This window comes from Candidatus Kaistella beijingensis (assembly GCF_020084865.1).
Lineage (GTDB): Bacteria > Bacteroidota > Bacteroidia > Flavobacteriales > Weeksellaceae > Kaistella > Kaistella beijingensis.
Genome location: NZ_CP071953.1, coordinates 2,575,977 through 2,600,275 on the forward strand (window position 1 = coordinate 2,575,977; position 24,299 = coordinate 2,600,275).

The following is a 24,299-nucleotide window of genomic DNA, read 5'->3' on the forward strand; positions in this document are numbered from 1 at the left end:
AAACGTTTAAGAATCGAACCAAAAATTTAACAATGAAAAAGAGTATTGCAGTTTTTTTGTTTTTTACGATGCAGTTAATATTTGCTCAAACCGTGAAAAACATGGGCGATTTTTCTTCCCTGAAAGTTTACGACAAAATTAGTGTGACGCTGATTCCATCCGATGAAAGCAGAATACAAATTGATCAATCCGAATCGGAAGTGGAAATTGTTAATAAAAACGGAGAGTTGAAAATTAGAATGATTCCACAAAAAATTCTGCAAGGAAGCAGCACCACGGTGAAGGTTTTTTACGAGAATCTGAATGATATTCAGGCAAGTCAAGGTTCCTCTGTTTCATCTGCACAAATTGTAGAGTCGAATTCGCTTAATCTTACTTCCAATGAAGGTTCAAAAATCAATCTCAAACTGGAGACAGAAAATTTAAATATAAAAATCAATTCAGGCGGAATTATGCAGCTTTCTGGCAATGCAACCCAACAAGATGTGGTGGTAAATTCAGGCGGGAAATATTTGGCTGAAAATCTGCAGTCGCAAAATGCGACAGTTACAACCAATGCGGGTGGATTCGCAGAAGTGAATGTTTCTGATGCGGTAAATGCAACAACAAGAGCAGGAGGAATCATCGATGTTTACGGAGATCCTGATGAACGTAACGTGAAAAATGTAATTGGCGGAAAAATTAATTTTAAATAAAATCGAAACAAACCATTCAAAAGAATGGTTTTATTTTTTCGTAACTGTAACGTTGGAGAAAAATATTCTACTAAATAATAAACAGCTTTTTTATGAAAAACCTCAATATCGGTATTCTTGCTTTTGCTGGAATCATTGCACTAAACTCTTGTGCAACGAAAGTTCCAACGCCACCTCCAACTCCTGAAACACCACAAACTCCAATGGTTACCAAGACCGAAAATCCTGAAAATGGACTCGATTTATCCACGTTCGACAAATCGGTTCGTCCGCAAGATGATTTCTACAACTATGTGAACGGAAGTTGGATGAAGACGGCGAAAATTCCTGCCGATAAATCAACGTGGGGAAGCTTCAACAAATTGGCAGAAGATACCGATAACAACTCAATGACGATTCTCAATTCTTTGTTGAGCGATAAATTTGCAGAAGGAAGTGAAGGCAAAAAAATCCAGGATTTGTATGCAACTTACATGAATACGGACAAGCGAAATGCAGACGGTGTTGCTCCAATTAAATCTGACCTCGCCAAAATCGACGCCATAAAATCAGTTGCAGATTTACAGAATTATTTAATTGAAGCGACCAAAAACGGGGAAAATCCTTTTTATTCGTGGGGTGTTTTTTCTGATTTGAAGGACTCTAAAATGAATGCGGTTTACATGGGCGACGCTTCTTTGGGAATGGGACGTGATTATTTTCAAAAAGTAAATCCAAAAAATACGGAAGCTCTTGCTGAATACACAAAGTATGTCGCTTCGATGTTGGATGTTTTGGGTTATAAAAACTCAACAACTGCTGCTCAAAATATTGTGAATTTCGAGAAAACGATGGCGCAAACTTTATTGACGAATGAGCAGATTCGCGATGCGACTTTGCAGTACAATCCGCAAACTATGCCGCAATTGAAGAATTTGGTGAAAAGTGTTGATCTACCGAAATATTTAACTTCTGTTGGTGTGAATACGGATAAAGTAATTGTTGGTGAACTGAAATATTACCAAAATCTAGACAAGTTTCTCACTGCCAAAAATATTCCTTTGATTAAGGATTACATGAAATATCACCTTCTTTCAGGAAGTGCAAATTATCTTTCCAAAGATTTGGATGAGAAAAAATTCGCTTTCTACGGAAAATATCTTCGCGGTCAACAGGAACAAAGAGCTCAAAACAAACGTGCCTTCGAACTCATCAACGGAACTTTGGGTGAAGCTTTCGGGAAATTGTATGTGGATAAATATTTCCCTGCAGAAGCAAAAGCACAAATGGTGGAATTGATTGGTTATTTAAAGAAAAGTTTTGCTTCCCACATCAACGATTTAGCGTGGATGTCGCCTGCTACAAAGGAAAAAGCTTTAACCAAACTCAATAAATTTACTGTGAAAGTCGCTTATCCTGATAAATGGAAGGACTATTCAAAATTGACTATTGCTTCAGAAGCAAACGGAGGAACTTTGTATAAAAACCTGCAAAATGTTACCGCTTGGCAATACCAAAAAAGTTTAGAAAAAATCGGCAAACCTGTTGACAGAACGGAATGGGGAATGACGCCGCAAACCGTGAATGCTTACTATAATCCTGTCAACAACGAAATCGTGTTTCCTGCCGCAATTCTGCAACCGCCATTCTTCAATCCAAAAGCAGATGCAGCGATTAATTTTGGTGGAATCGGTGCGGTAATCGGTCACGAAATGACACACGGTTTCGACGATTCTGGAGCTCAATTTGACGCAGATGGAAACTTAGTTGATTGGTGGACAAAAGAAGACAAAGCCAATTTCGAAAAAGCGACAAAATCTCTCGCAGCACAATACAGTGCTTATGAACCAGTGAAAGGAACTTTCGTGAATGGTGAATTTACCAACGGTGAAAATATTGCCGATTTAGGGGGCGTGAATATTTCCTACGACGCACTTCAAATGTATCTCAAAGATCATGGAAATCCAGGATTAATCAGCGGTTACACCCAAGATCAAAGATTTTTCCTAAGTTGGGCAACGGTTTGGAGAACTTTGCAGAAAGAAGCCGCGTTGATCAACCAAATTAAAACCAACGAACATTCACCTGGTTTGTACAGAGCATTTGGTCCGCTCGTAAACACCGATGCTTTCTATAAAGCTTTTGAGGTGAAAGAAGGAGACAAACATTATAAAAAACCAGAAGACAGAATTAGGATCTGGTAAAAAATATAATCATTTCAGTAAGTTGACAGGGTTTTAAAATCCTGTTAACTTTTTTTAGTGCAACATAAATTGTTATCTTTGAGAATTCTCGATCATTATAAAAATTAGATATGAAAAAATTGACGATTTCCGTACTCGCATTCTCTGGAATTATTTTGATGAATTCCTGCGGTACAGCAAAAACAGCGGAAACCAATACCGAACAAACCCCTGTAAAACCTGCAAAAGACGTAGATTACGGAATTAATCTTTCTTACATGGACAACAATATTCGTCCACAAGATGACTTCTTTAGTTATGTGAACGGAAACTGGATGAAAACCACAGAAATTCCTTCAGACAAAACCAGATGGGGAAGTTTCGACAAATTGCGTGAAGAAACCGATGTTGCCTCGCTTGAAATTCTGCATAAAATCTTAAACGATAAATTTTCAGCCAATTCTGAAGGTGAAAAAATCCAAAATCTCTACGGAACTTTCATGGATTGGGATAAAAGAAATGCAGACGGAATCAGGCCCATCCAAGCTGATTTGGCAAAAATTGACCAGATAAAATCCATCGCAGATTTGCAGAAATATATGTTGGAAGCTACAAAAACGGGCGACAATCCCTTCTATATGTGGCGCGTAAGTGCAGACATGAAAAACTCTGTAATGAATGCGGTTTATCTTGGTGGTCCGAGTCTTGGTTTGGGAAGAGATTATTACCAAAAAGAGAACGAAGCCAACACGAAAACTTTGGGAGAATACAAAAATTACCTAGCAAAACTGTTTGATGTTTTGGGTGAAAAAAATGCTGACCAAACTGCGCAAAGAGTTGTGACATTCGAAAAGCAACTCGCTAATTATTTGTTGACCAACGAGGAAAACCGTGACTCCAACAAACGTTACAACCCCAAAACAATTAAAGAACTTTCGACTTTAACAACGCACATCGATTTGCCCAATTATCTTTCTAACGTAGGGGTAAAAACCGATAAAGTGATTGTAAGCGAACTGAAATATTACCAAAATATGGATTCGTGGATGAACGAAAGAACGCTTCCTTTGCTGAAAGATTATATGAAGGCGAGAATGATTTCTTCCAATGCGGATAATCTTGATAAAAGATTGGATGACATCAATTTTGATTTTTACAACAAAACGCTTCAAGGTCAGAAAGAGCAAAGAGCAATGGATAAACGTGGTTTGAGCGTGGTTAACGGAACTTTGGGTGAGGCTTTCGGAAAACTGTATGTCGAGAAATATTTCCCAGCGGAAGCGAAAGCCCAGATGGAAACCTATATTTCTTACCTGAAAAAATCCTTTAAAGAACACATTGCCAATTTGGATTGGATGTCGGATGCGACGAAAGTGAAAGCGCAAGAAAAACTTTCAAAATTCGGAGTGAAAATCGCTTATCCCGACAAGTGGAGAGATTACTCTAAACTGCAACTGGTTTCTCCCAAAAATGGTGGAACCTATTACGGAAACCGCCAAAAAATCACAGAATGGTTCTACAACAGAAATTTAGAAAAAGTTGGAAAACCAGTTGACAAAACCGAATGGGGAATGTCGCCACAAACTGTGAATGCTTATTACAGCGGTTCAAACAACGAAATCGTTTTCCCTGCTGCAATTCTTCAGCCGCCGTTTTTCAATTTTAAAGCAGATCCTGCCGTAAATTTTGGTGGAATTGGTGCGGTAATTGGGCACGAGATTTCTCACGGTTTCGATGATTCCGGTTCCCGTTTTGACGGCTATGGAAACTTGAATAATTGGTGGACGGATGCAGACCGAAAAAATTTCGACGCAAAAGTAGGTCAACTTGCCGCCCAATACGATAAATATGAACCCGTAAAAGGAAGTTTCGTGAACGGAAAATTCACCAGCGGTGAAAACATCGGAGATTTGGGTGGAGTAGCGGTGGCTTATACTGCGCTTCAAATGTATTTGAAAGACCACGGAAATCCAGGGTTAATCAGCGGTTTCACGCAGGATCAAAGATTTTTCATGAGTTGGGCAACCGTTTGGCGAACCAAAGCAACCGAACAATACACCGTGAACCAAGTGAAAACCGATCCGCATTCTCCGGGATATTATCGTGCGTTCGGACCATTGGTGAATCAGGATGCGTTTTACAAAGCATTCGATGTAAAACCAGGTGATAAATTGTATAAAGCGCCAAACGAAAGAATTAAGATTTGGTAGAAAAAATTTCCTCTCGGTTTAGACTGCACCCAAAAGTTTAGACAAAATTAAACAATATTATTAAAGGAAAGAGTTCGGTACTGTACCGGGCTCTTTCCTTTTAAATTAAGCCTTATTCTGTCGTTGTTGTAATAATCAATGTATTCTTTTATTTCTTTCCTGAGTTCGTCGATAGAACCAAACTTTTTGGTATAAAACATTTCAGACTTCAATGTTCCGAAGAAATTTTCGATTATGGCATTGTCCAGACAGTTCCCTTTTCGGGACATACTTTGAACAATTCCTTTTTCTTTTAATATATTTTGATAAGCTTTCATTTGATATTGCCAACCTTGGTCTGAATGTAAAATGATGTTTTCTGTATTTTTAATTTTCTTTAAACCCTTTTTCAGCATATCTGTAATCTGTGCAAAGACAGGCCTTTCTGAGAGATTATAGCTGATGATTTCACCGTTGAATAAATCGATTATCGGAGATAAATAGAGCTTATTTCCCGAGACATTAAATTCCGTTACATCGGTTGCCCACTTCGTGTTCGGCTGGTCGGCTTTGAAATTTCTTTTCAAAATATTGGGTGCTATTTTTCCTTGTTCTCCACGGTAAGATTTGTATTTCTTTACCCGTATAATGCTTTTCAGTCCTAGCGATTTCATTAATCTCAATACTGTTTTATGATTGATAATAATTCCTTTATCTCTCATTGTCAAAGTAATACGCCGGTATCCAAACCTTCCTTTGTGTTGATGATAAATCTGTTTTATCATTGTTTTTACGTCCGAATATTTGTCGGTTTGAGCCTTGTTTTGATGATAATAGAAACTGCTTCTCGCCATCCCGGTACAATCCAATAATACGGACAGATTGTATTTAGGCCTTAACTCTTCGATGGCTTTTGCTTGTTCTTTTTGAGAGTTAAGGCGTCTAACTTTTTTAGAAAATCGATTTCGGCTCGCAGTCTTTCATTTTCCAGTAACAATTCTTCTTCCCTGGTCAATGGTTTGCCAGACTTTTTCTTTTTACGTTGGTAATCGCTCATAATTGCTGGTCTTCCTTTGGGTTTATTCTGTAACCCTAAAATACCACTTTTTTCGTAAGCGCTCCGCCAATTGGTGATGCTGGATTCTGCAGCGATATTAAACCGTGCAGCAGCTTGCTTTAGAGATAAGTCTTGTGCCTTGATCGTTTCCAAAACTCTTAACTTAAATTTTACGTCATAACGGCGATTGCTTCTGCGTTGCAGTCCTTCAATTCCGTACAAATCATAAAACCTTTTCCATTTGCGAACAACCGTCGCATCCAAACCTACTTCCTGTGCCAAAGAGTGGATCGACAGATCATTTTTCTTAATCTTCTCCACACAACTCACCTTAAATTCTAAACTATACTTTGATTCTCCCATAATAAAAATGCCCCTAAAAAGTGTCTAACTTTTTGGGGGCAGTCCAGTTTCGGGAGGATTTTTTTTGATTTTGAAACACTGTAATTTATTATATTTGATTTTTATTGTCAGCGTTAAAAAACACTATGGATGAAAAATTTATTTTTTCTAATTTTATTTCTGAACTCTAATTTTTCATTTTCACAGAAAAGTACAAACTTCAAAATTTTCGGAAAAATTGATGGATTAAACAATACTTTCATATATTTAAGTTATGATGGTGTAAGAGAAAATAGAAAATGGGACAGCGTGAAAATTAAAAATAATAAGTTCTATTTTGAAGGTCATATCAATGAGAGCAAAAATGGTTTCTTGACCATATTAAAAAACAATCGAGTAAATGATTTAAATAATCTGAAATTGAGCGATCGTTTTTTTATTGATCCCAATTCCTCCATAAAAATACAATTAGATTCAAAGAATTTTCATAAAGCAAAAGTAGAGGGTTCTAAATCACAAAATGATTTTAGCAGATTTCAAAATTTAGTTAAGCAAAACAAAGACAATTACGAAAAGGTAGTGAAAGATTATGTGGCCAAAAACGAGAATACTTATGTAGGAATGTATTTGCTGAAAAATAATTTTGACATTTTCCCGTATGCACAAATTAAAAACTTCTACGAAAATCTGAGTGTTGAAAATGCAAAAAGTGAATACGGAAAGTTAATATTTGAAACCCTCAAAAAATTAGAATTAGCAATTCCTGGCAAAAAAGCTTATAATTTTTCAGGTAAAGGTTTTAATAATGAAAATATTGAATTAGCCAATTTTGAAGGGAATTATGTTCTTGTGGATTTTTGGGCAAGTTGGTGTAAACCGTGTCGTGAAAAAAATCCACATCTTATAGAACTATATAATAGATATAAGAAAGATGGATTTTTAATCATTGGAATTGCCGATGACATGGAATTTCAAGATAAATGGAGAAAGGTAATTTTAAAAGATAAAATTGAAATTTGGCCACAATTAAATGATAATTCAATCAACGATCATTATGTGGTAAATTTTATTCCGACTCAATTTTTGATTGACAGATCGGGGGTAATTATACATCGCTATGATGATGTAAATGAACCTTTTGAAAATCTGAAGAAAGATTTGGAAGAGATTTTAAATAAGTAAATTTATAGATAAAATATCTGTTTCTTTTTTATAAATTTGAAAATGCTCAAAGAAAAAAACATCCTCATCCAAAATCCTGAAACCAAGAACTTTCTTGCCGACGCTTTTTATCCCGAAACTTCCGAAAAACTTCCACTCGTGATTTTTGCACACGGCTACAAAGGTTACAAAGATTGGGGCGCTTGGAATTTCATGGCGGAGAAATTTGCTGAGGCAGGTTTTTTCTTTGTAAAATTCAACTTTTCGCACAACGGAACGACGATTGAAAACCCGAAAGATTTTGCAGATTTGGAAGCCTTCGGTAATAATAATTTCACCAAGGAAATGTCGGATTATGATGCGGTTTTAAATTATTTTTATGACCATCCAATAATTGACCAATCCAAAATCGCCATCATCGGTCACAGTCGCGGCGGCGGAATTTCGGTGATTAAAGCGTTTGAAGATGAGCGAGTGAAAGCTTTGATTTCATTGGCGGGAGTCAGTCATTTCGGGTATCGTTTTCCGTCCGGCGAAAGATTGGAAGAATGGAAAAATAACGGCGTCATGTTTTCTGAAAACGCACGAACCAAACAACAGATGCCACATTATTACCAATTTTTTGAGGATTATAAAAATAATGAAGACCGATTTAGTGTTCAGCGTTGCGCACAAAATCTCACAAAACCGTTTTTAATTATTCAGGGAACAAATGATGAAGCGGTGAAAGATAAAGAAGCGTTTCTACTAAACGAATGGTGCAAAACTTCCGAACTTTTCCTCATGGAAAATGCCAATCATGTTTTTGGTGCTAAAGAACCATGGACAGAAGATTTTATGCCAAAAGATTTGGATATTGCTGTTGAAAAAATGATTAATTTTCTGAAGAATAATTTTGATAGAGATTAAGCGAAAAAAAGACTGAAAATTTTCATTCAATTTTTATTTTACGGCTTTCTTTTGAATGTCTTTCAAAATCTGGCTCAGGTTTTTTTTAGAAAGTGCGTCGGCGGAATAACTGAAGAATGGACCTTTTGGTGTTTTTCCGTTTGCACGTTCTGCGTTCAGCTGTTCTGCGGAATATTCCGGATAGGTTTTTTTACCTTCCATGGAAGTTTCCGATGATGCCTTTTGCGAATAGATTTTTTTGGAGGTCTTTAAGTCGTACACTTCCAAGATTGCAAACGCTTCATTTTTGCTGAATTGATAAGGTTGACTCAATTCTAAGGAAGCAATTTGGTCGGCCACTTTTTTGGTTCTTACGTTCACGAGATAATCGAAATCGGAGTTGTTTTTTAAGCTTTCCAACTGCTCCAAGTCGGGGTTTAATGAAATTTTTGCAGGCAAAAGGTTTTTGGTTATAGCTTCGTCAATAGAAACTGCATTTCCTTTACTTAAAGAATTAAAGCTGTTTAGAATTTGGACATTCATTTTCTCACGTTCCACAGAATTCAAGTCAGAATAAATGTTATTAATCAGCCATTTTTTATTTTGCGTAAAAACCAAAGCGCCGCTTAAGCCGTTATAATCCCTGTTAACAGGAACATGACAACTTTGTAGGACGAAGATTAGGATTAAATAAAAACTTATTTTTTTCATATTTATTTTTGAATCAAGAGGTTCCACGCTTCCGCAATTTTATTTTCTAAAAGTAATTTTTGAGCATCTAAATGTTTCGATTCATCAGAATGAAAATCCCCATTCGGCAATTTTTCCACGTTTGCGAGCATTCCTAAATCGTTACCAGTAAATACTATGCTGTATTTAATTTCATTGGGCAGCAAATCAAAACCGATTCCTTTTGTGACTAATGGTTTTGGAACTTCGAACAAATTATTTTCATTATTTCTGGAATACCAATTCCCGCCCAATCTCGCAACCAAATCCAATTTCATTTGGTCTAGATTTCCTTCCTCGTTCAAATATTCTTCACGAACATGAATTTTAAGGATTTCGCAAATCACTAAATTTCCTGCACCGCCTTCCGTTCCCAAATGTTTGATTTCTAAAACTTTGCATTCTAAGTTTACGGGACAATCGTCAATTAATTTTGGTCGGACTACATCGGAATCTTTCATTGTTAATCCAGATTTTACAAATTCATTCACGCCTTTTTCATATTCGGTTGAAGCTAGAGAAATTTGTTGTACGATTTTGAAATTCACGATTCCAATCACCACTTCAGGAATTTCCAAAACGTTTTCCAAAGTGTGTTTCGTCGTATTATCTCGAACTCTTCTCGCAGGTGAAAAAATCACAACCGGCGGATTCGAGCTGAACATATTGAAAAAACTGAATGGGCTTAAATTGATGTTTCCGTCTTTGTCTATAGTGGAAGCCAACGCAATGGGACGAGGCGCAATCGCTGTCTGCAAAAGCGTTTGAAGCTGAAGGTTGTTTAAATCTTTTGGTGAGATTGTTTTCATTGATATTGAAAGTTATTTTTTAACACTTTACGTACTTAAGTTATTAGTTTTTCACTTTGAAAACATTTAGAAGAGTTAAGTTAAAAAATCGAAGATTTTATTCTAAAGTGAACTGCATTTAATTAATTAGTGACTAAAATGTTTAGTTTGGAGGCAAAATTTTCCCAGAAACTTCACCAAAACCAACCCTAATTCCATCCTTCTCTGCAAAACCTCTCATGATAATCGTGTCGTGGTCTTCAATAAATTTTCTTTCTTGTCCGTCATTTAATTTTAAAGGATTCTGTCCGCGCCAAGTTAATTCCAACATCGAGCCGAATGAGTTAGGATTTTCACCCGAAATCGTTCCTGAAGCGTACATATCGCCAACTTCCACATTACATCCGTTTATTGTGTGATGCGCCAATTGCTGCGTCATATTCCAGTACATAAATTTGTAGTTGCTTTGGGAAATTAAACTTTCAGTTCCGTTTTCTGGCTGTATATAAACTTCTAGATTAATGTCGAAATTTTTGTCGCCGCTGAATTTTAGATAATCCAAAACTTCAGGTTCTTGCTTTGGAGATTCGGTTCTGAACGGATTTAAAGCTTCCAAAGTTACAACCCACGGAGAAATTGAGCTTCCAAAATTTTTCCCCAAAAATGGGCCGAGCGGAACATATTCCCAACTTTGAATATCTCTTGCCGACCAATCGTTGAAAAGCACCATTCCGAAAATCACCTCCTCCGCTTCAGCAGTGGAAATACTTTCGCCCATTTCAGTGTTTTTATTCACGATAAATGCCATTTCCAATTCAAAATCGAGTTGTTTAGAAGGACCGAAAATTGGTGAATCCAAATCTGCAGGTTTTGTCTGACCTTTCGGACGAATGATTTCCGTTCCAGAAACCACAATCGAGGAAGCGCGACCGTGATAACCCACCGGAAGATGTTTCCAGTTCGGAAGCAGCGCATTTGCAGGATCACGGAACATTTTTCCAACATTGGTTGCATGTTCGATGCTGCTGTAAAAATCGGTATAATTGGGAACGTGAACCGGCATCATCATTTTCACTTGGTCGAGTTCGTAAAAACATTCTTCGATGGTTTTTTCGTCATTTGCCAACTTTGAATTTTCATCCAAAAGTTCCTGAATTTTTAAACGGACTGCATTGGTTACGGGTTTTCCAAGCTCGATGAATTCGTTTAAAGTATAGGCTTCGAACACGTTATCGTTTAAACCTTCGATTTCATCAAAAAAACCGTAGTCGTAAAGTGTCGCCAAATCGATGACTAAATCTCCGATTCTGGTGCAACAGGCGATGTATTCTTTATTGAAAACCGCTACACCAAACGGAATATTATGGATGGAAAAATCTGAATTTTCAGGATAATTTACAAATGATCGCATATCGATATTTTTAAGATTAAGGTTCAAAGTTTAAAGCTTTTTTCTTCAAACGATGAACCTTGTTGACTGTTTGTTGTTGTTTACTTTTTGTTGATTGCGCTTTCCTCAATCCACCGTTCTTTGGAATTGACGTCGATGAGGTAGAGGATTTTTTTCTGCTTCGTCATCAGCAAAGTTTTGGTTACTGGAAGCGGAATTTTTTTGCCTTCAAGTTGGTCTGCACGCATGGAAATAATGTTGTGCTTACTTCGGACTACATCACCAGAAAAAACATTGGAGGAGCTTTTTCCGTTAGATTTGTCATCAAACATTTCCACGAAAGTGGCGTTTTTGCCTTTAATAATGATAAAGCTTCTTTCGGTATGGTCGGGAAAATCTTTGATCAAAACAAATTTAGTGTCGTCTATATTTTCATTTTGTAAGTTTTGATTGATTCCGCGTCGCTCTTCCAGTCGGTCGAGAATTGCGTTAATTGAAGCGTATTGTGCTTTCAAGCTTGCTGCAGAAATCACCAATAAAATACTGAATATGAATTTTTTCATGAACTAAATTTCTTTTTTAAATAATGACTCTCTTTGGTGCGAAAACCAACGTCCAGCTTCCATCATCCATCATCCAGCTTAAAGATTTCCTCTTTTCGCTTGCTCTCTTTCCAAAGCTTCAAACAATGCCTTGAAATTTCCTGCGCCGAAACTTTGTGCACCGTGTCTTTCAATGATTTCGTAGAAAAGAGTAGGGCGGTCTTCAACGGGTTTGGTGAAAATTTGCAAAAGATAACCCTCTTCATCGTGGTCGATTAGAATTCCAAGTTCTTCCAGTTTTTTCAAATCTTCGTCGATATGGCCCACTCTTTCGGGAACCATTTCGTAGTACGCTTCAGGTGGAGCTGATAAAAATTCAACACCTCTAGCTTTTAATTCTGTAACGGTTTTAATGATGTCTTTTGTGGCGACTGCGATGTGTTGAACGCCTTCCCCTTCATAAAAATCCAAATATTCTTCAACCTGCGATTTTTTCTTTCCTTCGGCTGGTTCGTTAATTGGGAATTTTGCGTAACCGTTTCCGTTGCTCATTACCTTCGACATTAAGGCGGAATATTCCGTATTGATTTGCTTGTCGTCAAAACTTAAAATATTTACAAATCCCATCACTTCTTCGTACCATTTTACAACGGGCAACATTCTGTCCCAACCCACATTTCCTACGCAGTGGTCAACGTACAAAAGTCCAACATCAGATGGATTGTAATCACTTTCCCATTTTTCGTAACCAGGCATAAACGGACCTTCGTAATTTTTTCTTTCCACGAACATGTGCACTGTTTCGCCATAAGTGTAAATTCCCGACATGCGAACTTCACCGAACTCGTCTGTAATGGTTTTCGGTTCCATATAGGGTTTTCCGCCACGTTTTACCGTTTCCTCGAATGCGGAATAAGCGTCATCTACCCAAAGTGCTAAAATTTTTACACCATCGCCATGTTTTTTTTGGTGCTCACAAATCGGTGAATCAGAATTTAAACCAGACGTTAAAACCAAACGGATTTTCCCTTGTTGAACAACATAAGAAGCTCTGTCGCGTACTCCCGTTTCCGGACCTGCATAAGCAACTGACTGAAAACCAAATGCGGTTTTGTAATAATGCGCCGCCTGTTTCGCATTACCTACATAAAATTCAATGTAATCTGTTCCGTTAATGGGCAAAAAATTCTCTGCCTCTGCAATTTTTTCTGCAAATGTAAGTGTTGACATCTTTCTCTTTTTTTACTTTTATTCAGTAAGCTAATTTACAAAATTTGAATGAATTTAAATTTAACACATCTTGCTTTAATCTCAAAATTAATATTATGATAAGATTAAGTTATGTTACCAATGTTTATTCGTAATACAATAGTTTTGTCCTGAAATAAAGAGAAAAAAATTGTGATATCAAGGAAATGAACCGCAGAAATGTGGTTCGTTTTTTTCTTACCGATTCAAAGAAACAGTTTATTTTTTGTTCGGGAGTATGTTTCTGGTGTTATTTGCAGATAGGTCGAGATCATTTTGTCGGTAAGTCTTTTTTCCAGTTCAGGGTTTTCTTTTAGAAACGTAGCTACTTTTTCCTGAGGCGTTAAGGAGGTTAAAAATTCAATTCTTTTGATTTGAAAGTTCTGGAAATCCTCTAAGATTTTCGTGTAAATGTTTTTTGCTTTTTCAGATTTTGAAATAAATTCCTGGAAATACGACTTTTTAATACTAAAAACCTCCGAGTTTTCTAAAGACTGAATATTGGCAGGACTTCCCACTTTTTCTGAAAAACTGATGAGAATGGTGCAGAATTCATTTTCCTTCGCGAACAATCTTGTAAACTCTGAACCGTTTTGATTGGTGTGAAATGTTCGCAGAATTCCTTTGTTTACAAAGTAAATCTTTTGGCAGATTTCACCTGCGTTGAGGATAATTTCATTCTTTTTGAAAGTTTCTTTTTGAAAGTATTTTTGAATCAGAGTTTCATCTTCATCATTTAATTCGGAAAAAGTTTTTACGAAATTTATAAAAGGTAAAAATTCAGACATTCAAACAAAAATTTGTAGTTTAAAGATAATGAATTTCGGAATACGCAACGACAAAAAAAAATCCCTTTCTTTATTATTGAACGAGATTTTAATTCTATAAAAATTTATTTAGATTTCGCATTTAAATCTTTCAAAAGCCGCTTTCTCAAGCATTTCCCGATCATCGGGATGCGAAATTCCGATGAGTGCTTTTGCTCTTTCACGCAGACTTTTTCCGTATAAATTCACGGTTCCGTATTCTGTACAGACGTAATGAATGTGACCTCTCGTTGTCACCACTCCCGCTCCTTGTTTCAAGAACGGTACAATTCTCGGGATTCCTTTGTTGGTTCTTGAAGAAATCGCCATAATTGGTTTTCCGCCTTCTGAAAGTGCGGCTCCACGCATGAAATCCATTTGTCCGCCGATTCCCGAAAACTGATAAGTTCCGATGGAATCTGCACAAACTTGTCCTGTTAAATCAATTTCAATTGCGGAATTAATGGCGTGCATTTTCTTGTTCTTCATAATGTTGATCGGGAAATTCACGTGCTGCACATCCATAAACGCAATCGAAGGATTGTTGTCCACGAAATCGTATAATTTTTTAGTTCCGAAACAGAAACTGGTAATCGTTCTGTTCAAATGAGTTCCTTTGAATTTATTGTTTACTACGTCATTCAAAATCAAATCTACGATACCGTCGCTCAACATTTCGGTGTGAACGCCAAGATTTTTATGGTTATTTAAACATTTCAAAACCGCATCAGGAATGGTTCCGATTCCCATTTGCAAAGTGGATTCATCATCCACAATTTCAGCAACATTCTTCCCAATTTCCATTTCGATGTCGGTCACTTTTGCGCCGTAATCTAAAGTCATTAATTCCTCATCATTCCAAACCATTTTGTCGATTCGGCTGTAGTGAATCATTCCGTCACCATGAGTTCTTGGCATTTTTGGATTCACAATCGCGATGATTTTTTTGGCGTGATCCACCGCTCCTCTCGCAACATCCACCGAAGTTCCCAATGTACAGTAACCATGTTGATCGGGCGGGGAAACCGTTACCAAAGCAACATCAAGTGGCAGAATTCCATTTTTGAAAAGTGTTGGAATTTCACTTAAAAAGATGGGAACAAAATCGCCTCTTTCGCAATTCACGGCTTCACGAACGGGAGTTGAGGTAAATAAAGATTTGATAAAAAAACTGTCTTTATATTCAGGTTTTGCAATTTCTACGCTCCCTTGTTGTGTGATGGAAACGAGTTCCACATCCTTCAATCTTGCAGATTGTTTTGCTAATTCCTCGTAAAATAAATTGGGGGTACATGCACTTCCATGTCCGAAAATTCGGTCGCCACTTTTGATGATGGAAACGGCTTCTTCGGCGCTTACATAATTGATCATTCTGTTATTTTTTGTGAGTTAAATCTTTATTAAAACATTCTCAAAAATACGATTTTCAAGTAAGATTTGAAAGGTGAGATTTGTCAATGGAAAGTTAAATTTTCACAAAAGAATAAATTTCTCAGAACTGCGTACGCAAACCTTTGGTTTGTGTTCGAAATGACGGTCTCATCTTTTTTGAAACGGGGGAATTGGGAGCGCCGGCGAAGCCGGCGCTCCCAATTCCTCACCCAAAAATAAACATCGAAAAAGTCATTCCGAGCAAAGCGAGGAATTTTAACCTCAACTTATTCCTGACTTCTGTCTCCCAAATGATTTTCAGGTGTTTCCAACCATGAAGTGGCGTAACTTGGATCTTCTATTTTCATCGCTTCTTCCGTCAGTTTCAAAGGTCGGAAAGGATCGACCATCACTGCATATTCCTCCGTAAATTTTTTGCCGATGCTTCGTTCCATCGCACCTGGATGTGGACCGTGAACAATTCCACCTGGATGAAGCGTGAAATCCATTAAATCGATATGGTTTCTGCTCATGAAATCTCCTTCGGTATAGAACAAAACCTCGTCGGAATCAATGTTTGAGTGATTGTACGGAGCAGGAATTGCAAGCGGATGATAATCGTACATTCTCGCCACAAAAGAACAAACCACGAAATTGTGAGCCTCAAAATTCTGGTGAATTGGCGGCGGTAAATGAACACGACCTGTAATCGGTTCAAAGTTTTTGATGTTGAATTTGTAAGGATAGAAAAATCCGTCCCAACCAACCACGTCAAAAGGATGGGTTGCGTAAATGAAATCCCAAATTTGATTTTCCTTTTTTACTTTAATTAAAAACTCGCCTCTTTCGTCTTTCGGTTCCACAAAAGATGGCGCAATGATGTCTCTCTCACAAAACGGTGAATGCTCCAAAAGTTGCCCGAATTCGTTTCTGTAACGTTTAGGCGTATAAATCGGGGAGTGTGCTTCAACAAAGAAAATTACGTTTTTTTCGTCTTTAAAATCAATGTGATAAATTGTTCCGCGTGGAATGATTAAATAATCTCCAACAGAAAAATCCAGATTTCCGACAAAAGTTTTCAACGTTCCGTTACCTTCGTGGATGAAGAGGAGTTCGTCGCACTCTGCGTTTTTGTAAAAATATTCGGAGGATTTTCTTGGTTTTGCGAGTCCCATTTTCAGGTCGTTGTTCAACATGAGAACTTTTCGGCTGTCGAGAAAATCGTCTTCAGCAATAACGTTCATTCCTTTGAACATTCGCGGCGTCACATTTTTTTCCACCGCGATTTTGGGAGTTACATCTTTCGGCTCGCTGATCGATTTGATCTGTGTAGGTCGATGAATGTGATAAAGAAGCGACGAAATTCCATGAAAACCTTCCGTCCCGAAAAGTTGCTCGTAATAGAATTGCTCGTCTTCGGATTTGAAAATGGTGTGGCGTTTCTGTGGGACTTTTCCCGATTGATGGTATCTCATTTTTACATTTTTACTCTAGGTAAATTTAATGAAATTTTCAGACTTCGGAAAAGAAGAGATTGTAAGATTGCGATAAAGACAAAAACAGTGCTGTCGAACATTAAAAACCAATCACCGGTTCATAAAACTCTTCCTCCATCACACCAAACTGCTGCGATAAAAGTTTTATTCCTTCTATATTTCTCAAGAAATTTTCGTCCGTGGAATTCACAGGAATTGAACCCATTTCAGTCTTTAAAGTTACTGCTCCGTTTAGATTTTGAATCTCAGATTTTCCGAAAGTAAGTTTTCGGAAATAGTTTTCAGAGTTTTGAGCCGTTTCTTCAAAATTTTCCGGATAAATTAAAACGCCGCCCGAAACGATAGTCTTTAATAAAACATCAAGATTTTCGGTTGGGATTTCATCAGTAATTAAAACAATATTGGGATGAAAAGTTGCTGCATTTTCAATATCAGAAGTTTCAAAAATAACAAAATCATTTTCATGTGTCGATGAACTTCCGCCATGTAAAAAGTAATCAAAATCTTTTCTGTTAAAATCTAAAACTTCCTTCAAAAGCTTAGCCACAGAAGGAATTGAACTTAAAACAAGAACTCTGGTTTTATTCTTTGAATACTCGAAAATCTCTGAAATATCGGACATTGAATTATTTTGAAGAATCGACGTTGGAATCAATAATTTGCTGAAAAACGCTGACGATGTTATTCCATCGAGGTCGGTCGTTTTCCATGATAAAAGAAGCGTCGGATTTGCTCCCCGAATTGGGACCTTTCTTCACATTGATTGAAGTTGAACGATAATCGTAAACCTTTTTCAAATCCTCTCGAATGGTTCTGAAACTGTTTTTTGTCAAGGCATCCTCGATATTTTTTAACTCCTCACCGGAAACTTTGAAATCCTTTTTCATCTTTTTTCCTTCGCCTTCAAAAGAATAATGTGCAGTGTTTCCCTTAATCCAAAGGTTCTCGTAAATCGGCGCATAACCACCATGACGAGCGAAACTGTAATCAAAATCCGAATATTTTTTGTTGGCGTTGCACGAAGCAAGAACTGCGAGAATAAACAGCACAAAAAGTTTTTTCATTGTAAAATTTTTAAAGATTTTAGGTAGTTTTCTCTTCAGATTTTTGGGCTTTTAGTTCCTCATCGTATTCGTGAAGAATGTTGAAATCTTCTGTTTGTTCAATGGCGTACATGATTTTCTCTAAAATCACTTGTGGATTATCTTCGTCATAATCAATGTCTAAAGGTTTTTTGAAGTGCATGGTTGGTTTTACTCCGGTCACTTTTACCCTTAAACCTTTTTTGTCGAAAGCTCTTCGAAAACCGTTTATTTTTATAGGAACAACAATTGGTCTTTGATTTTTCACCAATTTTGCGGTTCCTTTTCGTCCCTGTGCGAAAGCAGAAGTTGTTCCCTGTGGAAAAGTTATTACCCAACCATTGTCGAGCGCTTTCATGATGTTTTCAACCTCGGTTAAATCGACCATTCTGTTCACGTTTTGACCTTCGGCACGCCAAGTTCTTTTTACAGTAACTGCTCCTGCCAATTTAAAAATTTTAGTCATGATTCCTTTGTTCATCGTTTCTTCAGCAGCTACATAATAGAAATCGACTTTTGGATTCAGTAGATAAATTGGATTTTTAATGGTGTTCAAATAACCATTGTTGATCGCACAAAAAGCATGATACATTGCCGCAACATCTGCAAAATACGTTTGATGATTCGACACGAAAAGCACATTGGAATCGGGAAGATCTACCAAATTTTCAGAGCCCGTGATTTTCAGTTTGTTAAAACCGTTGAATCTGCGGTAAGAAACAATTCCTAAAATAAAGATAATGAGTCTCTTAAGGAAATAAAGATTGCCAAACGCGTCGGTAAATATGTTTTTCTTCGCCATGTATCAATTAAACATAATCTGCGAATTTACAAATTTTTCAGTAACTGACTAAATTCACTTAAAATCATTGAAGTGGCGCCCCAAATTAAATAATTGTTGAAATTTATCACAGGAACTTCAACTCCTCTCGAACTTGGAAGTGCCATCATTTCAGGTTTTTCAATGATATTCAGAAGTGAGGAAACGGGGAATTCAATTAATTCCACTGCTTCGGTTTCCTGTAAAATGAATTTTGGATTTTTCTTCGTATAGGAAATGAACGGACGAACATAAAAATTACTTGGCGGAATATAAATCGGCGACATTTCACGGATGATTCTCACGTAATGTTCGTCAACTCCCATTTCTTCGGAAGTTTCGCGTTTTGCGGTTTGCGCAAAGTCTTGGTCGGATTCTTCTTTCTTTCCGCCCGGAAGCGAAATTTGTCCGCTGTGTCGGTCGTTTTCGTTGGTACTTCTCACTATCAGCGGAAACCACCATTGATCTTCCTTTAAATAAAGAAGAATGTTCACGGCGGCAAATTTTGGATTTCTAGTCAGAATTTCCTCATAGGAAAAAAGCGGACGATACGGCGGCGAATAAATAGCGTGTGCATGTTCACCGTGAAGTTCAGCATTCTGAATTTTTTTCAACAAATCTCTACCGAAAATTTCCATACTGCGAAGTTAAGAAAATCAATATTGAAAGTGTTTTAAGGAGATGTTAAAGTTTTTTGAAAAAACAATCTCCTGTTTCCTAATCTTACTCCTTATTTTGGCAAATCCTTTATCTACCGTGTAATTACACAAAATGTTTTATCTTTAGGCAAATTTTTTACGGATGGATTTGGAATTTAATAAAAGAGAAGATCAAAATAAACTCAAACTTGCGGAAATCAATAGACTGCTCACGGAAATCAAAAAAGGTGGTGGTGAAAAGCGTTTACAAAAACAGCGCGATGAGGGAAAAATGACCGCTCGCGAAAGAATCGAATATCTTCTCGACAAAAATTCAGAATCCATTGAAATCGGCGCCTTTGCAGGTTACGAAATGTATAAAGAACACGGCGGTTGTCCGAGTGCGGGTGTTGTAGTTATGATGGGTTATGTTTCCGGAAAACAATGTTTGGTAGTTGCAAATGATGCCTCTGTAAAAGCAGGAGCTTGGTTTCCGATCACGGCGAAGAAAAATCTTCGGGCGCAGGAAATTTCCATTGAAAACAAATTGCCGATTATTTATTTGGTAGATTCAGCCGGAGTTTATCTTCCGATGCAGGATGAAATTTTTCCTGATAAAGAACATTTCGGAAGAATTTTCAGGAATAACGCGAAGATGAGTTCCATGGGAATCATCCAAATTTCTGCGGTGATGGGAAGTTGTGTTGCAGGTGGCGCTTATTTGCCGATTATGAGCGATGAAGCCATGATTGTAGACAAAACAGGTTCCATTTTTTTGGCGGGAAGTTATTTGGTAAAAGCGGCGATTGGTGAAAATATCGACAATGAAACGTTGGGCGGTGCAACAACACACTGCGAAATTTCCGGAGTTACCGATTACAAAGCGAAAGATGATAAAGATGCTTTGGATAGAATAAAGAACATCATGAAATCCATCGGTGATTATGAAAAAGCGGGATTTGACCGAACTGAAGGTTTTCCACCGAAAGAAAAGATTGAAAATATTTTCGGTTACATGCCGGTTTCAAGAGCTGATCAATACGATACTTTTGATATTATAAAATGTCTTGTAGATAATTCCGAATATGAAGAATACAAACCGGATTACGGTAAAACCATCATTTGTGCAACCGCAAGAATCGACGGTTGGAGTGTAGGAATTGTTGCCAATCAAAGAAAATTAGTGAAAAGCGGAAAAGGTGAAATGCAGTTTGGTGGCGTAATTTATTCCGATTCTGCGGATAAGGCGACCCGTTTTATTGCGAATTGTAACCAGAGAAAAATTCCTCTGGTTTTCCTTCAAGATGTAACAGGATTTATGGTAGGTTCAAAATCAGAACACGGCGGGATTATTAAGGATGGAGCAAAAATGGTGAACGCAGTTTCCAATTCAGTGGTTCCCAAATTTACGGTGATTACAGGAAATTCTTATGGCGCAGGAAATTACGCGATGTGCGGAAAAGCTTATGATCCGAGATTAATCGTAGCTTGGCCTTGGTCGGAATTGGCAGTGATGGGCGGAAGTCAGGCTGCAAAAGTTTTGGCACAAATTCAGGAATCTACCTTAAAAAAACAGGGGAAAGAAATTTCGGAGGAAGAACATCAGGAAATTTTAGACACCATTTCAAAACGATATCAAAAACAAACCGAACCGGTTTACGCTGCAGCAAGATTGTGGACCGATGCCATCATCAATCCAGTCGATACCAGAAAATGGATTTCCATGGGGATTGAAGCGGCAAATCACGCACCGATTACGGAGAAATTTAATTTGGGGGTGATTCAGGTATAATTCAAGATTAAGATTCAAATTTGTTAAACTAAAAACTTAAACTATGAAAAAACTAATTTTATTTATGACTTTGATGATTTATACTTCATCATTTTCTCAATGTGTGATCATAGGAAATCCCACCATGAAAGTTTCTGATGCCGAAACTTATACCGTGGAAAACGATATTGCGCAATGCAAAGATTGCCATCTTTGGGTGAACATTGGCGGAAACAGTGAATTACAGGGCGATGTAAAACAAAATGCTGTAAAATTAAAAGGAACTTCAGGCGGAAGAACCGTTTTGTCTTTGGTGATGCTTTCTCCACAAGGAGTGGTTCAGTGCAGCAAAAATATTGACGTTGTGGATGGTGCAATAATCGATACAAATAAAACGGCAGTTTCCACATCTTCAAACTGCGACATTGATTTCACCGATTATAAGGAGGCGAAGACTTCTGATGGAATTGTCGCCTTTTTACCGGACGGAAAAGAAAACAACTACAAATACGACTGGACGGTTACCTATGAAAACGGCGATCAGAAAACCTCCAAAGAAAAGACTCCACAATTTAGTTTTGCAAAAGACAATGGCATTAAAACCGCAACGGTAAAGATTACTTCTGCACGTTGCATCCGCAATTTCACAAAAACGTACGAAGCGAATTTTTGGAAGTTTTATTAAACTTTGACAACCATACTAATCATAAAAAGATTCGGAAATTTCCGAATCTTTTTTATACTCAACCTCAACCAATCCTCAAGCTCGTCATACTCAAACTTCCACCGATCAATTCATCATTAAATAAAGAAACCTTTTCTGTTTTTTCCTTTAGTCCTAAAGAATAAATCAACGGCAAATAATGATCAGGAGTTGGAACTGCATATTGCAAAGCGGTTCCTTGTTTTTGATAATCGATCAAGCTTTGAAAATCTCCGTCGAGAATCATGTTGTTGGTTTTTTCACGGGCCTCAATCGCCCAGTCGAAACCGTAACCAATATTGTCGATATTTCGGAAATCTACCATTCTTAAATTGTGTATGATGTTTCCGCTTCCGATAATTAAAATTCCTTTTTCTCTTAATTTCTGAAGTTTTTTCGCCAAGTCAAAATGGTATTGCGGCGGTTTTCGGTAATCGATACTCAATTGAATCACAGGAATATCTGCATTCGGATAAAGATGTTTCAAAACCGACCACGCACCGTGATCGAGTCCCCAATTGTGGTCTTCTTCTACAAAATTGGGAGCCAAAATTTCCTGCGTTTCTTTTGCCAAATCAGGACTTCCTTTTGCAGGATATTGCACCTCGAAAAGTTCTGGCGGAAAGCCATAAAAATCGTGAATGGTTTTCGGATTTTCCATGGCGGTGACAAAAGTTCCGTCAGTCAACCAATGCGCAGAGATACAGATGATTGCGTTCGGTTTGGGAATTTCTTTAGAAATATTTCTAAATCCCTGCACGAAAATATTTTCCTCAACCGCATTCATCGGCGAACCGTGTCCGAGAAAAAGAACGGGCATTTTTTCGGTCGTCTTAAAACCGTCGGAAATGTTGGAAAATTCGTTTAAGTTCATAATTAAGTTTTAAGACCGAATTCTGAAGTCCGAAGATTTCCATACTTTTCTTCGGACTTCGGACATCAAACTTCTATCTTTTTACGCTTTTACAAACTGCAATTCACCTGCAATTTTCACTTCGTCGGAAACTAAAACTCCGCCTGTTTCCAAAGCTGCGTTCCAATTTAATCCGAAATCTTTTCTGTTGATTTTTCCTTCGAAAGAGAAACCTGCTTTTGTGTTTCCCCATGGATCCACATTGATTCCACCGAAATCTACGTCCAATTTCACGGGTTTTGTAATTCCGTTGATGGTTAAATTTCCTGTAATATCGTCATTCAAAGAATCAGATGAGAAAGTGATGGTTGGGTTTTTTGCTGCGTTGAAGAAATCTTCACCTTTCAAATGTGCGTCTCTATCTGCATTGTTGGTGTCGATTGAGTCTGTTTGAATGGTTGCGTTTACCTTTGCATTTTTGAAAGTGTCGTCTTCTGCTTCAATTTCTGCGCTGAAGTTTCTAAATTCACCTTTAACGTTAGAAATCATCATGTGTTTTACTTTGAAAGTAATTTCACTGTGAGTCGGGTCCAAATTCCATTTTGTTGCCATAATCAATATTTTTTGTTGGTTAAATTATGAATGCAAAGATAGATGGATTAAAATTGAACGACATTGATGTATGGTAATTAAAGAGGGAGGCTCCGAAAGCTCTTTTTAAAAATAGGAAATATTGATGTTGTTGATATTTTAATGAGATTACCACAAATTGATTTTTACTAGATGATGAAGAAACTTTTAATTAGTTTTGCTGAAAATTTCGACGATGAAAAAATGGTTTTCCTTGATTTTGATTTTCAATCTAATGATGTTTAATTTCGCACAGAAAAATGACAGCCTGAAAATTGAAAACAAACGTTTCGACCGCCAATACAAAAAACTTTATGTTCCTGTTGGTTTAATGGCTTCGGGAATTATTTTCGATTCCAACGGACGAGAGTCTCTAAAAAATGAAATCGTCGAGGAGAGAAACGAACACCTTTTTGGATTCAGCAATCATTTAGATGACTATGCGCAGTTTGCACCTTTTGTCGCACTTTACGGATTGGAGTGGATGGGAATGACGCCAAGAACCGATTGGAAAAACCGAACCGCAATGATGATAAAAGGACAGGTCATGAATCTCGGAATGGTTTATTTGCTGAAAAAAACGTTGAAGAAAACCCGCCCAGATGGAACTGCCTATTCGTTTCCTTCAGGTCACACCGCGAATGCTTTTGCAGGTGCGACAATTCTCGCAATTGAATACGGCGAAAATCACAAGTGGGTTCCTTACGCAGCGTACGGAGTTGCGACAGGAGTGGGTTTGATGAGAATGGGGAACAACAAACATTATCTTTCCGATGTGCTTTTTGGTGCAGGTTTGGGAATTCTTTCCATGAAAGTGGCGTATTGGACGCATCAATACAAATGGAATCAACCGAAATCGGAGAAGGATGTATTTGCAGGGGTTATCTATTAAAACCACCTTCAAGCATCCGTCATCCCACACACAACAACCTGCTATT

General features: G+C 37.4%; 22 protein-coding genes and 1 pseudogene. 8 read left to right on the forward strand and 15 right to left on the reverse strand.

From position 1 onward, the window contains the following. The first annotated feature begins 32 nt into the window (after positions 1-32). The 3 genes from J4771_RS12005 to J4771_RS12015 all read left to right on the forward strand — a co-directional run bounded on the left by J4771_RS12005 (position 33) and on the right by J4771_RS12015 (position 5,067). Positions 33-695: a head GIN domain-containing protein gene (locus J4771_RS12005; RefSeq protein ID WP_224135234.1), complete on the forward strand. Its 663-nt coding sequence runs from the start codon at positions 33-35 to the stop codon at positions 693-695. Between the two features lie 92 nt (positions 696-787). Beyond that, positions 788-2,878, forward strand: coding sequence for a M13 family metallopeptidase (locus tag J4771_RS12010; RefSeq protein WP_224135235.1), 2,091 nt, complete (start codon positions 788-790; stop codon positions 2,876-2,878). 110 nt (positions 2,879-2,988) lie between these two features. Beyond that, positions 2,989-5,067, forward strand: coding sequence for a M13 family metallopeptidase (locus tag J4771_RS12015; RefSeq protein WP_224135236.1), 2,079 nt, complete (start codon positions 2,989-2,991; stop codon positions 5,065-5,067). Between the two features lie 47 nt (positions 5,068-5,114). On the opposite strand, the pseudogene J4771_RS13335 reads toward J4771_RS12015, so the two are convergent. Continuing rightward, a pseudogene (locus J4771_RS13335) lies at positions 5,115-6,466 on the reverse strand (IS3 family transposase). A gap of 129 nt (positions 6,467-6,595) precedes the next feature. Between J4771_RS13335 and J4771_RS12030 the strand changes: the two are divergent. Together J4771_RS12030 and J4771_RS12035 are read left to right on the forward strand one after the other, a co-directional pair. Then, positions 6,596-7,627, forward strand: coding sequence for a TlpA disulfide reductase family protein (locus tag J4771_RS12030; protein WP_224135237.1), 1,032 nt, complete (start codon positions 6,596-6,598; stop codon positions 7,625-7,627). Between the two features lie 36 nt (positions 7,628-7,663). Continuing rightward, complete coding sequence (locus J4771_RS12035; RefSeq protein WP_224135238.1) at positions 7,664-8,515, forward strand: alpha/beta hydrolase family protein; 852 nt, start codon at positions 7,664-7,666, stop codon at positions 8,513-8,515. A gap of 33 nt (positions 8,516-8,548) precedes the next feature. Here J4771_RS12035 and J4771_RS12040 read toward each other — a convergent pair whose 3' ends face one another. From J4771_RS12040 to J4771_RS12095, 12 genes are all read right to left on the reverse strand, one after another. Then, positions 8,549-9,205 carry a hypothetical protein gene (locus tag J4771_RS12040; protein ID WP_224135239.1) on the reverse strand — a complete coding sequence of 219 codons (657 nt, stop codon included), beginning with the start codon at positions 9,203-9,205 and terminating at the stop codon, positions 8,549-8,551. A 2-nt stretch (positions 9,206-9,207) separates the two neighbouring features. Next, the gene (locus tag J4771_RS12045; RefSeq protein WP_224135240.1) at positions 9,208-10,032 is read right to left on the reverse strand and encodes a flavin reductase family protein; all 825 of its coding nucleotides are present in this window, start codon (positions 10,030-10,032) and stop codon (positions 9,208-9,210) included. A gap of 142 nt (positions 10,033-10,174) precedes the next feature. Beyond that, positions 10,175-11,422 (reverse strand): fumarylacetoacetase, encoded by a 1,248-nt coding sequence (fahA, locus tag J4771_RS12050; RefSeq protein ID WP_224135241.1) that lies wholly within the window; start codon positions 11,420-11,422, stop codon positions 10,175-10,177. A gap of 80 nt (positions 11,423-11,502) precedes the next feature. Beyond that, positions 11,503-11,964, reverse strand: a complete 462-nt coding sequence (locus J4771_RS12055) for a hypothetical protein (RefSeq protein ID WP_224135242.1) — start codon at positions 11,962-11,964, stop codon at positions 11,503-11,505. Positions 11,965-12,042: 78 nt separating this feature from the next. Further along, positions 12,043-13,173 (reverse strand): 4-hydroxyphenylpyruvate dioxygenase, encoded by a 1,131-nt coding sequence (gene hppD / locus J4771_RS12060; RefSeq protein WP_224135243.1) that lies wholly within the window; start codon positions 13,171-13,173, stop codon positions 12,043-12,045. A gap of 224 nt (positions 13,174-13,397) precedes the next feature. Then, positions 13,398-13,979, reverse strand: coding sequence for a Crp/Fnr family transcriptional regulator (locus J4771_RS12065; protein ID WP_224135244.1), 582 nt, complete (start codon positions 13,977-13,979; stop codon positions 13,398-13,400). Between the two features lie 108 nt (positions 13,980-14,087). Further along, positions 14,088-15,368, reverse strand: coding sequence for an acetyl-CoA hydrolase/transferase family protein (locus tag J4771_RS12070; protein WP_224135245.1), 1,281 nt, complete (start codon positions 15,366-15,368; stop codon positions 14,088-14,090). A 287-nt stretch (positions 15,369-15,655) separates the two neighbouring features. After that, entirely contained in the window at positions 15,656-16,843 is a 1,188-nt protein-coding gene (locus J4771_RS12075) for a homogentisate 1,2-dioxygenase (protein WP_224135246.1), read from the reverse strand. Positions 16,844-16,943: 100 nt separating this feature from the next. Further along, the gene (locus J4771_RS12080; RefSeq protein WP_224135247.1) at positions 16,944-17,486 is read right to left on the reverse strand and encodes a hypothetical protein; all 543 of its coding nucleotides are present in this window, start codon (positions 17,484-17,486) and stop codon (positions 16,944-16,946) included. 4 nt (positions 17,487-17,490) lie between these two features. Further along, positions 17,491-17,928, reverse strand: a complete 438-nt coding sequence (locus tag J4771_RS12085) for a hypothetical protein (protein ID WP_224135248.1) — start codon at positions 17,926-17,928, stop codon at positions 17,491-17,493. Between the two features lie 19 nt (positions 17,929-17,947). Further along, entirely contained in the window at positions 17,948-18,748 is an 801-nt protein-coding gene (locus J4771_RS12090) for a lysophospholipid acyltransferase family protein (protein ID WP_224135249.1), read from the reverse strand. Between the two features lie 26 nt (positions 18,749-18,774). Beyond that, positions 18,775-19,404, reverse strand: a complete 630-nt coding sequence (locus J4771_RS12095; RefSeq protein ID WP_224135250.1) for an NUDIX hydrolase — start codon at positions 19,402-19,404, stop codon at positions 18,775-18,777. A gap of 163 nt (positions 19,405-19,567) precedes the next feature. On the opposite strand from J4771_RS12095, the gene J4771_RS12100 reads away from it, so the two are divergent. Further along, positions 19,568-21,196, forward strand: coding sequence for an acyl-CoA carboxylase subunit beta (locus tag J4771_RS12100; protein ID WP_224135251.1), 1,629 nt, complete (start codon positions 19,568-19,570; stop codon positions 21,194-21,196). A 43-nt stretch (positions 21,197-21,239) separates the two neighbouring features. Further along, positions 21,240-21,860 carry a hypothetical protein gene (locus tag J4771_RS12105; RefSeq protein ID WP_224135252.1) on the forward strand — a complete coding sequence of 207 codons (621 nt, stop codon included), beginning with the start codon at positions 21,240-21,242 and terminating at the stop codon, positions 21,858-21,860. A 64-nt stretch (positions 21,861-21,924) separates the two neighbouring features. On the opposite strand, the gene ygiD is transcribed toward J4771_RS12105, so the two are convergent. Next, entirely contained in the window at positions 21,925-22,752 is an 828-nt protein-coding gene (gene ygiD / locus J4771_RS12110) for a 4,5-DOPA-extradiol-dioxygenase (protein ID WP_224135253.1), read from the reverse strand. An 81-nt stretch (positions 22,753-22,833) separates the two neighbouring features. Continuing rightward, a complete protein-coding gene (locus J4771_RS12115; RefSeq protein ID WP_224135254.1) occupies positions 22,834-23,343 on the reverse strand; it encodes a YceI family protein in 510 nt (169 codons plus the stop codon). 214 nt (positions 23,344-23,557) lie between these two features. Here J4771_RS12115 and J4771_RS12120 point away from each other — a divergent pair, with 214 nt between their 5' ends. Then, positions 23,558-24,253, forward strand: a complete 696-nt coding sequence (locus J4771_RS12120; RefSeq protein WP_224135255.1) for a phosphatase PAP2 family protein — start codon at positions 23,558-23,560, stop codon at positions 24,251-24,253. Positions 24,254-24,299 lie beyond the last annotated feature (46 nt).